Origin of the sequence: Limibacter armeniacum, from assembly GCF_036880985.1 — a bacterium.
Lineage (GTDB): Bacteria > Bacteroidota > Bacteroidia > Cytophagales > Flammeovirgaceae > Limibacter > Limibacter armeniacum.
Genome location: NZ_JBAJNO010000008.1, coordinates 1544754 through 1559953, shown reverse-complemented (window position 1 = coordinate 1559953; position 15200 = coordinate 1544754). Strand labels below are relative to the sequence as shown.

Annotated in this window: 14 protein-coding genes; 5 read left to right on the top strand and 9 right to left on the bottom strand. The window is 39.4% G+C overall.

All coding sequences use genetic code 11. From position 1 onward, the window contains the following. Nucleotides 1-44: 44 nt before the first annotated feature. On the bottom strand, nucleotides 45-1493 hold the full coding sequence (locus V6R21_RS12445) for a hypothetical protein (RefSeq protein WP_334243942.1): 1449 nt from the start codon (nucleotides 1491-1493) through the stop codon (nucleotides 45-47). Between the two features lie 407 nt (nucleotides 1494-1900). Between V6R21_RS12445 and V6R21_RS12440 the strand changes: the two genes are divergently transcribed. Both V6R21_RS12440 and V6R21_RS12435 read left to right on the top strand, forming a co-directional pair. Beyond that, nucleotides 1901-2224, top strand: coding sequence for a 2Fe-2S iron-sulfur cluster-binding protein (locus V6R21_RS12440; protein WP_334243941.1), 324 nt, complete (start codon nucleotides 1901-1903; stop codon nucleotides 2222-2224). Between the two features lie 52 nt (nucleotides 2225-2276). Continuing rightward, a complete protein-coding gene (locus V6R21_RS12435; protein ID WP_334243940.1) occupies nucleotides 2277-2831 on the top strand; it encodes a hypothetical protein in 555 nt (184 codons plus the stop codon). Between the two features lie 60 nt (nucleotides 2832-2891). On the opposite strand, the gene V6R21_RS12430 is transcribed toward V6R21_RS12435, so the two are convergent. The 7 genes from V6R21_RS12430 to V6R21_RS12400 all read right to left on the bottom strand — a co-directional run bounded on the left by V6R21_RS12430 (nucleotide 2892) and on the right by V6R21_RS12400 (nucleotide 10322). After that, a complete protein-coding gene (locus tag V6R21_RS12430; protein ID WP_334243939.1) occupies nucleotides 2892-5498 on the bottom strand; it encodes a type ISP restriction/modification enzyme in 2607 nt (868 codons plus the stop codon). A gap of 212 nt (nucleotides 5499-5710) precedes the next feature. Beyond that, entirely contained in the window at nucleotides 5711-6172 is a 462-nt protein-coding gene (locus tag V6R21_RS12425) for an ExbD/TolR family protein (protein WP_334243938.1), read from the bottom strand. Between the two features lie 63 nt (nucleotides 6173-6235). After that, nucleotides 6236-6799 (bottom strand): ExbD/TolR family protein, encoded by a 564-nt coding sequence (locus V6R21_RS12420; RefSeq protein ID WP_334243937.1) that lies wholly within the window; start codon nucleotides 6797-6799, stop codon nucleotides 6236-6238. Nucleotides 6800-6801: 2 nt separating this feature from the next. Continuing rightward, complete coding sequence (locus tag V6R21_RS12415) at nucleotides 6802-7134, bottom strand: hypothetical protein (RefSeq protein ID WP_334243936.1); 333 nt, start codon at nucleotides 7132-7134, stop codon at nucleotides 6802-6804. Between the two features lie 71 nt (nucleotides 7135-7205). Continuing rightward, entirely contained in the window at nucleotides 7206-8045 is an 840-nt protein-coding gene (locus V6R21_RS12410; RefSeq protein WP_334243935.1) for a MotA/TolQ/ExbB proton channel family protein, read from the bottom strand. Nucleotides 8046-8395: 350 nt separating this feature from the next. Further along, nucleotides 8396-9499, bottom strand: coding sequence for an asparaginase (locus tag V6R21_RS12405; RefSeq protein ID WP_334243934.1), 1104 nt, complete (start codon nucleotides 9497-9499; stop codon nucleotides 8396-8398). 52 nt (nucleotides 9500-9551) lie between these two features. Continuing rightward, nucleotides 9552-10322 carry a TatD family hydrolase gene (locus tag V6R21_RS12400; RefSeq protein ID WP_334243933.1) on the bottom strand — a complete coding sequence of 257 codons (771 nt, stop codon included), beginning with the start codon at nucleotides 10320-10322 and terminating at the stop codon, nucleotides 9552-9554. A 568-nt stretch (nucleotides 10323-10890) separates the two neighbouring features. Here V6R21_RS12400 and V6R21_RS12395 point away from each other — a divergent pair. The 3 genes from V6R21_RS12395 to V6R21_RS12385 all read left to right on the top strand — a co-directional run bounded on the left by V6R21_RS12395 (nucleotide 10891) and on the right by V6R21_RS12385 (nucleotide 13132). Beyond that, complete coding sequence (locus V6R21_RS12395) at nucleotides 10891-11712, top strand: DUF3108 domain-containing protein (RefSeq protein WP_334243932.1); 822 nt, start codon at nucleotides 10891-10893, stop codon at nucleotides 11710-11712. 262 nt (nucleotides 11713-11974) lie between these two features. Then, nucleotides 11975-12547 carry a hypothetical protein gene (locus V6R21_RS12390; RefSeq protein ID WP_334243931.1) on the top strand — a complete coding sequence of 191 codons (573 nt, stop codon included), beginning with the start codon at nucleotides 11975-11977 and terminating at the stop codon, nucleotides 12545-12547. Between the two features lie 33 nt (nucleotides 12548-12580). After that, the gene (locus V6R21_RS12385) at nucleotides 12581-13132 is read left to right on the top strand and encodes a hypothetical protein (RefSeq protein WP_334243930.1); all 552 of its coding nucleotides are present in this window, start codon (nucleotides 12581-12583) and stop codon (nucleotides 13130-13132) included. Between the two features lie 65 nt (nucleotides 13133-13197). Here the strand turns inward: V6R21_RS12385 and pckA are convergent, their stop codons facing one another. Beyond that, the gene (gene pckA, locus V6R21_RS12380; RefSeq protein WP_334243929.1) at nucleotides 13198-14793 is read right to left on the bottom strand and encodes a phosphoenolpyruvate carboxykinase (ATP); all 1596 of its coding nucleotides are present in this window, start codon (nucleotides 14791-14793) and stop codon (nucleotides 13198-13200) included. Nucleotides 14794-15200 lie beyond the last annotated feature (407 nt).

Below are 15200 nucleotides of genomic sequence, written 5' to 3'. Positions count from 1 at the left end.
TGAAGCGATGCTCCAAGGGCTTTCATATTTAAATATCTATTGTATTAGAATTGTTCATCTACCAAAGCGAAAAACTCTACGGTTGCTTCTGATGTAAAATCCCAAGCATATTTTCTAGCATAGTTAACTTTCAGCAATTGCAAGGCTGAGTGGTAATCTTCACTTTCACTGATTACCTGAATAGCATGATCCAATTCGTGTTGGTTACCACCGAACAGTTCAGTTTGGAAAAGAATCTTCTTGTTCAGCGGAATTGATTTAGCAAAATCCTTACGGTTTGGTTGCTGTCCCTGTCTAATCTTTTCCAGCAAGGTCAACGGCCTATTTTCCTGAACAGATGAATTTCTTGACAAACGCTCATGAAGTGGCAATTGGCTCTCATCTACCTCTGGTGTTGGATCAGCAACAGGCTGTTGCACTTCAGGAACATACTCTTCCTGCTGGTAGCTTGGCGTATATTCTTTTGTTGGCTCAGGCTTTTCGGCTGTTCTTTCACCAAACGATGGAGCGCCATATTCTGGCGACTTATACTCAGGCTCCTTAAAAGGGAATTCCTCTTTAGGCTCCTCACGACTAACAGTACGTCTCTCCTGATGGTCATTCTCACTGGAAACTTCATTGGCCCACTGGCGAACGATTTGCTCCTCATGAGGGTCAATCGCTACCTGATGGAAAGACTCATCTATGATATCATGTTCTTCAGTCTCCTCTTTTTTTACAGGCTGCACAGGTTGTTGAGGTGCAGGAGCTGATACTGGCTTACTAGGAGCCGGCTGGTCGTCTGCTTCAAAAAAGTTGGCACCAAAGTTCAAAGCTGATGGTACCTCTTCAGTAGATGAAGTTTGATCTACTCCATCATAGCTTTCATCCTGAATAAACATAGTATGCAAAGCCAAAGACACTACCCTACTCAGCTGTCCAATTACCTCATCAGCAATTTCCACTTCTGTATGGCAATGACGCGCAGCAATTTTCAATGCTGCTGCCAGTGAAATATTTCTGTCAGTACTCATTTCAATCTCAGACATAATCGCTGTTGAGATATGGCCATAAAGCTTGATATACAAAAACAGAGGCTTCAAGTACTGCTTTACAGGGATTTCCTCACCTTGGTTTTTCAAGAAGGTAGCATAGAAGTCAGCAGGAGATACTAAAAGCATTAATGTATCCTGCACAGCATCTTTCAGCAAAGGCTGAAAATGTTCACGACTGATGCTAATGTTTCTTGAAAGTTCGTTCATCAGCTGGCTGAATGCCTTCTTCACTGCTGGATCTGCAAAGTTGAAATATGGACTTTGAATACGAACAGCTTCCTGCTGCCATGTTTCAAAAATCCTTCTGACAACAAACAGGTTAACCTGTTCTGCAGCGGTAAGCTCCAGAATCTGCTTCCCTGTGATTTCTGAATTTGATTGAAAAAACTGTTCGCAAACAGTGTTTGCAAACTTATCTGCATATTGATTAATCGATGTCAGATCTGGTCTTAAGTTCATAGACTTATGCTGTTTAATTGCTCTCCAAACAGTTAATATAATACGACAATTACTTCTTTATGTAAAAAATCATAGGCTGGTTACATGATTCGAACACCTACTGGCATTTTACTTCAGCAATTCAAAAGCCTAACTTACTGATAATTACCTAAAGTTCAATTATAGGAAAATTCGTGATTAGTCAAGTCTCTTATATCCTATTCTAGACATACTCTGTGCCATGAAATAGGAATTCTGAAAGAATTTAATTCAATTTTTCAACTTGTTTCTATTCTATTAATGCTAAACATACTCAAAATAGTATGCAAACATAGGGTCATGTTTTGTACTTTTGGGTTCAAACTTGCAATAAATGCTATATTTTCTTGAATTCATTCTTTTTATCAGCCTATAAACATTGACAAACAATGCCATCAATACTGATCAAGAACTTAGATAACAAACAAGTAAATGTCGCTGAACAGCACGAAAATGCGCTTCAAGCCATTCAGGAAGAAATGATCGACTGGATGTATGCTTGCGGTGGGAATGGGAGGTGTACTTCCTGCAAAGCTACTATTGAAGATGGCGCTGATAATTTTGCATCTCTATCAGAAGCTGAAATCCGTTTCAGAGAAATGGGTAGGCTTCAAGAAAATGAGCGTCTGATGTGTCAGGCTAAAGTAAAAGGTCATGTGGAAGTATCAGTTCCTGATGCTTGTAAATTTCCACACATGAACTACTCATCCTAAATCTGAGTTTCCAATTTTTATAACCAATTAAAAAACTAATCTAATATTCTCAATGCAAACACATATCACCAACAAACTTAAAGAGGTCAGAATAGGAATTCTGATGAGTATGCTTACCATTCTGTTCGGATTTGGAATGGGCGGTGTTTTTGGCGCAATGGAAGATGACTTGAAGGGTTATCTTAAAAGTGAAGGAAAAGCTGCTCTTACAGAGCAATACCAAGGAGATGAGGCTAAAATGAATGCCGTTGTAAGTAAGAGTTGGGCGTACTTCAAACGTGCTCACTTGCATGGAGGTGCGATTGGTGCAGCCTCATTGGCTGTTATAGCTGTCTTGGCATTCCTGAGTGTTGCTTCAATTTATAGAGCAATTTGTGCAGCATGCTTGGGATTGGGCGGCTTCGGTTATTCCATTTTCTGGTTACTTTCAGGAATGAGGGCTCCAGGCTTAGGAGGTACAGGTGCAGCAAAAGAGTCACTTAGCTGGTTGGCACAACCTTCTGCAGCAATGCTATTACTAGGACTCACAGCAGCCATTGTAATGACTGCAATCTCCCTGTTTGGTAAAACAGAGGAAAAAGAAAAAGAAGTAGCTAATGCGGCTTAAGCAACCATTGTATTAGCCAATAAAAAAGGAATGGAAGTAATAATTTCCATTCCTTTTTTGTTATCCAACCTTTCTACGCTTCAGCGTAATGGTTTTATTCTTTTCCTCAAACAGGGTAACAGGCAATATCTTTTTGATCTCCTGCTGTAACTGGCACACCTGCTGTACAGACCTCACAATTTCATGGCGCCGCTGCTCTGTCAGTTTATCCTGATAAAACGTTGCCAAGCTCTTGTCCAAAGGCTTTCTTTCACGGTATTGCAATAACAGGTTTTCTAACATATTCGAAGCCCCAAAGTTAAAATCCCAAACTTCTTCTGGCAACTCACTGATCAGTACCCCATCTCCTAGCTGTACTTTTTTGTCTTTGATCCTAAAACCTCTAACACCTTTGATATCATCTTCAATTTGGAGTGGATAAGGTCGTACTCCTTCTTTGTTCAGATACAAAGCAGCCAATGACTTACCTGCTTCAGCCCATTTCCAAAAATCTTTCAGCATTGGAATACGAGGCACTACAGCCACTAACTCCTTTGCAAAGATTCTTTGATAGTCAGGGTGGTGCAATACTGCAATCACATAATAGAAGATATTCTCATGTGTAATTGCTTCAAGCTTCTGTTTTGCCTCTATTCGGGTGCTATCAGCATCATACAGGTAGGCCTCCATTGAAGAAAGGATATTCAAAATTCCCTCAAACAGCTTTCTTCGCTCCTTGGCACCTTTCATAAGCATTTTAAGCTTATCAAAGTAATGACCAATCAATGTGTTTAACTGTTCTGCAAATGCATCTGTAGGCTCACTATCCAAAAGCGCTACCATTTGACGGGTAAACTTATGTAAAACAGGCATCTGCTGACTGAATACACCCAACTTACTTGTCTGGTCTTTTAACCATTCAATATGTTGCGGGGATATTTGAGATGAGGCACTTCCCTGAAGTGGTGCTCCATAATACTTCTGGAACTGCTTAAAAGCCCAAGAAGTAATATTCCATTCCTGCTTTTCTCCTTCAACAGACCTGTATAATGGAAAGAAGCTTCCTTGCTGACCTCTCTCAAAATAATCCGACAGTGTCAGACCATCTGTAATCAAGGCTGAAACTTTGCCTTTCTCTGCTATCCACGCCAACATGGGCTGGTTGGACAATTCATTATACTGACTTTGCCCACTTTCCGTATCCAAATAAGCCCATTTCCTTACAAATGGACTTACTGTAACACGTTTGATATTCTCTTTTCTGAATACCATTGGTGGCTTATTATTCAGGGGCAAAGTGCTTTTGCTATTTGCTTTGCTCTTCAGCGACTTTTCATTGATAAATAACTGTACTTTCTTTTCCAGAACCGTTTTATCAAAATCAAGCAACCATCCTTTGTTTGGGACCTGTAACCCTTCTGCTTTTTGGTGGAAAATACTGTTTTCTTTTTCACTGATTAAAGGAAGGAAATTCTCAAAATCAAAAGAAAGCAATGTACACCAATCGGAGCTATCGTTAGGTACAGCCTCAAAGTCCTCCATATGGCTTTTTGAGAAAAAGACTTTTGACTTGCTTTTCTTTTTCTCAAAAACAAAGGCATACAAGACCATATTCGTTTCTTTGTCTGCCTGTACGTAAACAGCTGCACAAAGCTTCTCAGCGAGTTTTCTCAACTCAAGGTACTCTTGCTGCCCTGCTAAGGAAATATCACCTCTAACAATCAGCAAACCCTCTCCATGAAGTTTCTGTTTTGCCCACTGCAACCAACTTGGCAAAGGTGACCTTGCAATACGCTCCCCAAAGTTTTTCTTGACATCCTTTACCAATTCCGGATGTGATGGACGCATGCCGGCATTTAGGTCATTCAAGGTACCTAACAGCACATGAACGGGCTTGGACAACACCTCTGAAAGTTTTTCAAGGTGATTGTCTCCGCCCCAAAACAGAGATTGCTGATCTCCATCAGGTCCAAAGTTGTAAAAGGACAAACTATTACCGAAACACGCTTTATTGTTTGGCTGATGGCAAAGCGTCCAATAGTACACAATCAAATCATGGCAAATAAATGTCGCTTTCTCAGCTTTATGAGTCAGGAAAGCAGGCATTGAATAGGAAGGATATAAATAATGCAAATCATCATCAGGCAATTTCCCAAAGTGCTTGTGATAGATCAGTTGCATCAATCCATTGAAGTAAGGGGGTAATGCTGATGTTTTCTCTTTTACCAGAGCTGTTTGAAGGATCGTCTTAAGCTCATCATCTGTATATCCTTCCAGTTGCAGGTCAGTAATCGATGTGGTCACTGCTTTCAGTTGTACAGATTGACTTTCTGAATCAATCAGTGTAGCTGTCAACTGATCCATTTTTAGGTACAGTGAATCATTGGACAAGATCTCAAACCCTTGGCTAAGTTTGATCACCTCTCCCATTACAATGTGATCTACTACCAGTTGGCATAAATCAGCATTATCAAGTTTACAAAACAAGACTTCTTTAAGCGTTTGTATCAGGTTTTTATGTTGGCAGTTAGCCTCAGCCAACCGCTCTTTACCCAATACAAGCTGGTTATATAGCATGGATTTGACATCCAGAATTGTCCCTCTGATCTTACTAACTTGCTCCTGTACCTTGTCTGACATGGTCAATACAACGTTTGGTTTAATGGATTGTGCTAATGGTTTTGCCAAGTGTCCTCCTTTTTTGTGATTAAGCTTAAGATTGTTAACAATTTTCACTGCAATTTACAATCATCTCTTAATTATATCACAATTATTGTTAATAAAAAAAGCATTTTAACAAAACGCTATTTTACTGAACACTCTCTTTTAAAGCAAAAAACCACCTATACATAGGAAAAACCTAATGTACAAGTGGTTTGAAATTGAAGTTCGTAACTGAATTAGTCTCTTCTATCCTTACCTGAAGCAGAATAGTTTACTTTCAGTGCGTTTACTTCTCTAAGTTTTTGCGTAACGTCATTTACGATACCCATCTTAGCCTCGCGGTCAACTTTCAGAGACATTGTAATTTTATCTCTTTCCGTTTCAGACAACTTATCTTTTTCCTGCATTACAAACAGAGGAATCTGATCTGGCTCTACTAGCACGTCGTTTACCTGGATACGAGGTTCTGTTCCGTATCTTCTAGTATCTTTCGGTGCACCGATGTAGATCGTCGAAACCAAAGACTTTTTCTCAAGCTTTGTCAGCTGAGATGCATTTGGCAACGAGTTCTTTACCAACAAGTCAGACTCTCTCATTACTGTTGTCACCATGAAGAAGAACAACAGCATGAAAATAATGTCAGGGAGTGCTGAAGTAGGGATATCCTGACTAGCTTTTGATTTTTTCTTGAATGCCATAGATCATTCGATATTTAGAGAACTCTACCCTGCAAGGGCAGAGTTCATGATTAGCAATTCATATCATCCGCCGATATCCGATGACTCAGCATCAGAGATTTTTCTAGGGATCATATCCCTTGCTCTGTCAAGTTTCTCTTTGTGCTTCTCTTTCAGTTTATCATCAGAGTTCCATTCCATGTACTCTTTCAGAGGAACTTTAAGGTATGCAGCACGCATCTCATCAAATGACAGGTATAGTTCGTCACGTACGTTGATGTACATTTCGTAACTAGTACCACGGTCAGTCTTGATCGAGATTACGGCTTCTTGAGGACTTTCAGAGAGCTTAGGATCTTTACCATTGTTAAGCACGAATGCTTTAACCTTTGCTTTAAGATCATCCACTGTCAATACCTCATCATTCGCAAGCAATTGATCTTGCGAGTTGATAAGAATATTGTACACGTTTCTTTCCTTCATTTTAACCTCGACTTCCTGTTCTACTTTAGGAGGCAGTACTACTGCCACACCTTTGTCAGAAGCGATGGTGGTTGTTACAAGGAAGAAGATCAACAAAAGAAAGGCGATATCGGCCATTGAACCAGCATTTACTTCCTGGTTCGCTCTTTGTTTCTTCTTTAGCATAATTATTTAAAGAGTTTTGATACTGCTTTCCAAACACCAGCTACAATTACTAGGATGAAGAGCGCGTATAGCATGCGCAATGCGCCACCGATGAACTTTGATGTCTCAGCATCAACATTGAATTCTGTCATCTGCTTGCTAGTTACCGCGTCACTTGACATAGAGTAACCGATGAAGAAAATCACTACCAGTACAGCGACACCGATCAGAGTCTGAAGGGCTGCCTTAGGAGTCATTGCCATCTTCAGCACAGATCCTAGAATCGCCAGTACCGCTGCGATTGGCACCAACCACACGGTCAGTGGTACAAGATAATCTACGAATAAAGCTTCCATTGTAAATTGATTTCTTTAACTACAAGTTAACGATAATCTGCTAGGGAGGGGAATTCAAATTCCCCACTTAATTACTTCTGAGTTGACAGGTTGTGCTTAACCAGCAAGTCAACTAGAGAAACTGACGCCTCTTCCATTTCCAGTACGATACTGTCAATTGAAGACACACAGTAGTTGTAGCAAATTTGCAGGATTACCGCAACGATCAGACCCGCTACTGTAGTCAAAAGGGCTACTTTAATACCACCTGCTACTAGAGAAGGAGAGATATCACCAGCTGCCTCAATTGCGTCGAATGCACCGATCATACCGATTACCGTACCCATGAAACCAAGCATTGGAGCAAGAGCGATGAACAGTGAAATCCATACCAGACCTCTTTCCAGCTTAGCCATCTCTACTGAACCGTAAGAAACTACTGATTTCTCAACGATATCAATACCTTCGTGAGCTCTCATCAGACCTTGAGTAAAGATAGAAGCAACAGGACCTCTTGTAGTTTTACAAACCTCGATTGCAGCGTCAACACCACCTGAAGCAAGTGCATCCTCTACGTTCTTAAGAAGTTTCTTAGTGTTTGTAGTTGAAAGGCTCAAAGTAATGATTCTTTCAATTGCGATTGCAAGACCCAAGATCAAACAGATCAATACAATACCCATAAACTCCCATCCACCTTCGATGAATTTTTCTTTCAAAACTTGGTGGAATGTCTTCTCCTCAACAGGAGCTTCTTCTTCAGTAATTTCAGCAACAGCAGTTGTTGTTTCTTCAGTTGCAGCTTCTTCCATTGCTGTAGAATCAGTAGTTGCCTCTACTTGCTCAGTTGCAGCGTCGTCTTGAGCGAAAGTATAAGGAGCAGCACTAAATGACAGCGCACAGATCAGCATCAAAGATGTGAATACTCTTTTCATAACTTAAAAATGTTCAAATGTAGGTTTAAGTGAGAAAACTGTTTAAACACTTATTATGATTACAAAATCTAAATAATTCTAACAAATGTCGGGTTTCTTCTGATTTAATAAAAGAAACCATTAAGAACGTACTGTTTTTCCCAGTCGCCATTTCTCCAAATTGTTAACAAATTAGCTATTTAATTTAAGAATTAAAGTAACCAATTGTACTATTTTTCGATAAACTTTAACTTAAACAGTCGTGCAAATAAATTAATAAAATTGATCTTTTACAAGAGTTTAAATTTTTTCTGGGAACGACTTTAGTCACTGTTATGTAATATTAGATGTCTAAACTACTAAATATTAACTTATTGTATGTGGTCGTGACTAATTTCACCTCGAAGAGATTTTTTCATTAAAATCTTGACCTTATTGCGATCCTTATACCTTCCAAACAGGTACATCAGTTTGGTGATAGCCGCTTCAGTGGTCATATCCCCACCACCGATCACGCCAATTTCTTCCAAATGAACGCTTGTTTCGTAGCGTCCTTGAAGTACATAACCACCCGTACACTGAGAAATGTTCACGATCACTATTCCTCTATCAATAGCACGTTTCAAAGAATCAATCAACCAGTCATCTGTAGGGGTATTTCCAGACCCGTATGTCTCCAATACAACCCCCTTCAAACCTGGTATTGAGAGAATTGCCTCCAGGTAATGGTGTGTCATACCAGGGAACAGTTTAATGATGACAACGTTCTCATCCATCTCCGTAAAAGCCTGCATCAGCTCTTGAGATTGGTTTTTCCATAGCAACACTTCATTGTACTCGATATGGATACCTGCTTCAGCCAGTGCAGGGTAATTATAGGACTTGAATGCTGTAAAGTTAACACTCTGCACTTTTTTTGACCTATTTCCTCTAAGCAGGACATTATTGAAGCAGATACAGACTTCCTTGATCAGCATCTCCCCGTTTTCATCTCTTGCTGCTGCCATTTCCAGCGAAGCGATCAGGTTTTCACGAGCATCTGTACGTGGCATCCCGATAGGTAACTGCGCTCCAGTAAAAATGACAGGCTTCTGAAGGTTGTCCAGCATGTAGCTTAGTGCTGATGCACTGTAAGCCATTGTATCGGTACCGTGTAAAATCACAAAACTGTCAAACTCATCATAAAACTCTTCTACCAAACTCGCCAATGTTGCCCAATGGCTAGCCTTAATATTAGAGGAGTCGATCAAAGGCTCAAGCGAGATAACCGTCAGCTGAAAATCAAAACGCTTTAATTCTGGCACCTTATCTATGATCTTTTCAAAGTCAAAAGGCACAAGGCTCTTTGACTTGATGTCTGCATCCATACCAATGGTACCACCTGTATAGATAATCAGAATTGACGTCTCTGACTCATTTGGACTAGTAGTATTGATATTGACAGTCTTGTAGTATTTATTTCCCCCATTCACCATTATTTCATATCCTATTTTAGTGTGTTTTTATTCTGTGTATCCTATTCTCTCCTTACAGAGCAAGATCAAATAGTTTTTTTGCATTCTGATCAGTTGCTTCCTCAACTTCCTCTATGCTGATCTGTTTAAATTCAGCAACCTTCTCAGCTATATAATGCAAATATGATGGTTCGTTACGTTTTCCTCTTTTTGGAACTGGTGCCAAATATGGGCTATCAGTCTCAAGAACTATCTCCTCCAATGGAATATGCGGCACAACATCTTGCATACCTCCATTCTTAAAAGTCACTACCCCACCTAGTCCAATCTTGAAATTCATCGCTTTCAGTCTGGCAGCATCTTCTACTGTACCAGTAAAACAATGTAGCACCCCAAATAAGTGCTCATCAGCAATAGACTCCAATAGCTCAAGCGTCTCAGCCATAGCATCCCTAGTATGAATCACCAATGGAAGCTTATGCTTCTTGGCTAAGTCTGCCTGAATGCGGAAAGCCTCTTTTTGTTGCTCAATAAATGTCTTGTCCCAATACAGGTCCAACCCCATTTCACCAACCGCCACAAAGTTGTCTTTCTTGTTTAGCCAGTCTTCCACTAGGTACAACTCCTTTTCAAAGTCCTTATTCACAGAACAAGGGTGAAGTCCCATCATAGAGAAACATTTCCCTTTATACTTCTCCTCCAACTCCAGCATTCCATCAATAGAGGTATGGTCGATATTTGGCATCAGGATAGCGTTCAACCCATTGTCAAACCCTCTGGTAATCATTTCGTCTACATCCTCTTTGAATTTGTCAGAATATATATGGGCGTGAGTATCTATCATAAGTAAAGTGTGTGTTTTGAAAGTTTAGTTTTGGCATGGTCCAAGTGACCAATACTCCTCACATGGATGACCTGAATAGCAGATTTTGGGTATTAGTTCCCAATACTTTTCAGGGATTAAAATTGAGGACAAAAATAGTCAATGATAAGTACAACCCGAAACCGAAATCTTATAAAAACTTAAAAGGATTAGTATAATTTATAGAAAGAAATGAACTTTGGTTAAACTAGAGAGACTAAACACAATTACAACAGGAGTCCGCTACAAGAAGAATTGAAAGGTGGCAGTTACTTGGTTATTATATGATGTCGGATTGGTCGTTAGAAGGCAGGATTAGCAAAAGAACATTTGAAATAGATAACAAAAAAATGGAACAATCTGGCGCTAAATTTTATTATGCCGTATGTCTGACTTTATGCTTTCATCGTATATTTAATGTGCGGAACCTAATGTCCGACAACCATTGACACTTAGCAAACTTCAAGTTCGTGTGGGACTTAAAAAATGAGAATCAAATCGTTGCACACGCAAAACCTAAGGCAAAATTTGCCTCAAATTTAGATTGACCATGAAAAAGATAATAATACGATTTACCCAATTTTTAGGCTTGCTGGTATTGCTTTCAGCATTTGCAACTTCTAATGGTGATTTCAAATACAGAAGTATTCCTAACAATGACTTTGAAAGAGGCGAAACACTGACCTATATAGCTGGCTATGCCTTTGTAGATGCAGGTCAGGCAGTAGTGAAAGTTGACAAAGACCTTCACAGTATGAATGGCCGTACTTGCTACAAAGTGGATGTAGATGCGAAAAGTATTGGACTGTTCAGTTGGACGACCAAAATCAAGGACAAATGGCAGTCTTATGTGGATACAGCTGCCATTATTCCGATGAGATTTCACAGGGACATCGCGGAGAACAATTACCGACTTGTGGAAACTACAGACTTTGATCATATCAATGGAAAAGCAAAAGTTACTTGGTACAAGAAAAACAAGAAAGACGAAAAGAATGCCAATTACAGCATCCCGACTTATGCACAGGATATCATCAGTGGTTATTACTACTTGAGAACTCTGGATTATGACAACATGCAAGAAGGAGATACGGTGAAGATCGATGCTTTCTTTGAAGACAAGTCATATGACTTTAACCTTGTTTATCTAGGTAAAGAAAAAATCTACACCAACTTTGGTAGAATTGACTCCTTTGTGATGTCTCCTATCATGCCTGATAACAAGCTTTTCTATGGCCAGCACCCTATTAAGTTTTGGGTATCTAACGACGCCAATAGAGTACCTCTAAAAATCAATGCAGAGCTGGTTGTTGGAGCAGTTGAAGTAAACCTTGTCAAGCATAAAGGCCTGAAAACAAAACTTGGTCGTTAACAACCAAATCAAGGTATAATACAATCGAATACTATAGAAGCCTCAGCACTTGAGGCTTATTTTTTTGTCCAAACCTTACTTTGCCCACTTTGCCTTACCTTTCCAAATTGACTTAATAGCCTAAGTACAATGTCAAAATTGACCAAATTCCCTCTCAACATTACTTCAGATAGAGATTAATATTCAATTCAATCACATTCCTCAAAGTCATTATTTATATTCCATCAACTACATTAAAAGTAACCAGCAACCACAACTACCCATGGAGGAACTATTATTATCACCTATTGACATTAAAGAAATGTCTTCAAAAGAATTATTCATCCTTTGTGAAGCTTTAAATGCCCAGATTTTCAGAAAACAACCAACCCTTCATTACATCTCTCTGGCAGACGCCAAAACACACCAACTCAAGCAAGTTGACATAGAAGAGTTGCCACAAAAAAAAGCTTTGAAGTTCCAGTTCTATTCAGCCGCTATGGCCAAATCAATGGGGTATGGGCAAATAGCAACCATGTTTGCCATGAACATAGCCCTTACCTCAAATACACCTCAACTCAGAATGATGATAGAGCTAAACAACTGTGGCGTTATGATTGAGCTAAGTGTAAAAAAAGATGAAAGCGGAGAAATTGTGTTGATGTCAAATTTCATTACAGGACAAAATGTTTCTATGGTAGAGGATTTTGTAACAGGTAAAGACATAATCGGAAAAGGTATTGTGGAAGAAAGCCTTTTAACTGACTTCAAACTCTATGAAAGGTTTTCTCAAATGTTTGGAGAGGTCATCTCAATGATGAAGCAGGAAAAAAACAAACGAGACTCAAGACAATAGCGGTACCGCACTGATTATATAACCTTCCCTTTTATGAATTTATTCAATTACTCCCCTATTCAACTTTCGGAGATGAATGTAAAAGACATGTGTACGCTTTTACAGGCCCTATCATCAGAACATACAACCAGTTCTTCTAAACTTTGCAGACTTGACTTCCACTGTGTCCAAACCAATCAGAAAATATCCCTTTCTCCCTGCATCAAGAGGATCGAAAAGATATACAATGACCAAACGGTTATTGCCTGCAATGCTTTCCACTTAGGTTACAATAAAATTGCAGGGCTTTTGATGTTCAACTCTGCCATTACCATGGGAACGCCTTACCTCGGAGCCATATTAAAATCAGAACAGGCTTCTACCATGATTGAAATGAGGTTGGAACACACCCAAAACAATGATGACATATTAATATGCTCCACATTTACGACAGCCCCTGACACAAAAGAATTGCACAAGCTTATAGACTTGGATGACAACAAATACCAATACGGGACAGCAGAAACCTCTAGCATGGTAGAATACATTACCTTCTTCAGGCTCTATCAAAAAGCCTCACGTATTATCAAAGGAAAAAGTATTTAAAACAACAAAAAACGCCTTGACAGTTAAGCCAAGGCGTTTTTGTTTATTTATCACTCATTCCAAAATTAAACAATCTTAGGTGCTCCCTGCTTGATTGACTCATCTTCCAGTCCATCTTCAAACTTCTTGAAGTTATCGATAAAAGCCTGAGACAACTTGTTGCACTGCTTGTAGAATGCATCATTATCATTCCACATTGTTTTAGGAGACAGTTGCTCTGATGGTACACCAGGGCATTCTGTTGGTTGCATTACACCAAACACTGTGTGCTCATGGAACTCAATGTTATCCAATTCACCTTCCAACGCTGCCGTAATCATCGCTCTTGTATATTTCAGAGGAGTTCTATCTGCTTTGCCGTAAGGTCCTGTTGACCAACCTGTATTAATCAACCAGATATTTGTGTTGAATTTCTCCATTTTCTCACCCAGCATTTTTGCATATACTGAAGGGTGAAGTGGCATAAATGGCGCTCCAAAACAAGCTGAGAAAGTTGGAGTTGGCTCAGTGATACCTGCTTCAGTACCTGCTACCTTTGCAGTATAACCAGACATAAAGTGGTACATAGCCTGCTCTTTTGTCAACTTAGAGATTGGAGGTAATACTCCGTATGCATCACAAGTCAGGAAGAAAATGTTTTTTGGGTGACCTCCAACTGAAGGAATCTTTGCACCTGGTATGTGAGAAATTGGGTAGGAAGTCCTTGTATTCTCAGTAACCGTTACATTTTCATAATCAACATTTCTAGTCCCTGAGAAGAAACGTGTATTTTCCAGTGTAGCACCAAACTTGATAGCTTCCCAAATCTGAGGTTCTTTCTCTTGAGACAGGTCAATTGTTTTTGCATAACAACCACCTTCAAAGTTGTAAATACCATTGTCTGCAGACCAACCGTGCTCATCATCACCAATCAGCATTCTATTAGGGTCTGCTGAAAGAGTTGTTTTACCAGTACCTGACAAGCCAAAGAATACGGCTGTATCACCACTTTCGCCTTCGTTTGCAGAACAGTGCATTGGCAATACGTTTTTCTCCGGAAGAATGGCATTCAGTACAGAGAAGATACCTTTCTTGATCTCACCTGTGTAACGTGAACCACCAACAATAGCACACTTTTCAGTAAAGTTCAGAATAGAGAAGTTACCTTGTCTTGTACCATCTTCTTGAGGGTTAGCCTCAAAGTCAGGTGCTTGCACTACTATCCAATCAGGATCACCGAAACTTTTCAGCTCCTCAGCAGTAGGCTGGATAAACATGTTAGATACGAACAACGAAACAGATGCAAGAGGTGTAATCACACGTACTTTCACTCTGTAGCGCTCGTCAGCACCTGCATACACATCGCGAACATAAAGCTTCTGATTGTCTTGAAGGTAATCTAGCATTTTAACATGCAGAGACTTGAACTTCTGTGGATCAAAAGGCTTGTTGATATTACCCCACCAAACACGACCTTTTGTGTAGTCATCCTCTACAATGAATCTGTCTTGTGGGGAACGGCCTGTAAACTTACCCGTATCACACATAAAAGCGCCAGTATCAGCCAATACGCCTTCACCGTTTTTAAGCGCTTCTTCGATTAGGGCTGCAGGAGCCAAATTGTAGTTTACTTGTTTGACATCCTTGATGAATTCAGCATTCAGCTTATTAGTCTCTGTCATCACGAGTGTTGGTTAAATTTAGAACAGATGAACGTTATATTTAGTAATTATAGAAGGAAGTGTATGCTCCTATCATGGGTTTGGTCAATTCTAACTCAAAATAGTTTAGTACCGCCTAATCAAGTTACATAACATCAGGGTCCTTCTCAAAAGGTGTTCGCTATTAATAAGAAAATTATAATTCTCTAATTGATTCGCTTTAGTGACACAATGATACCCTTCGAAGTTTCTTAGGAAAATGACTTATATCACTGATATTGATCAAGGTATGACAATACACATACATACAACACTGATAATACTATTACATAGTACTGATATTCAATAATTTAAATCTACATATTAATTAAATTAAAAATTGACGTATTTTTTACACTTATAATCAAGAATAATATTTCAAGAAGCCT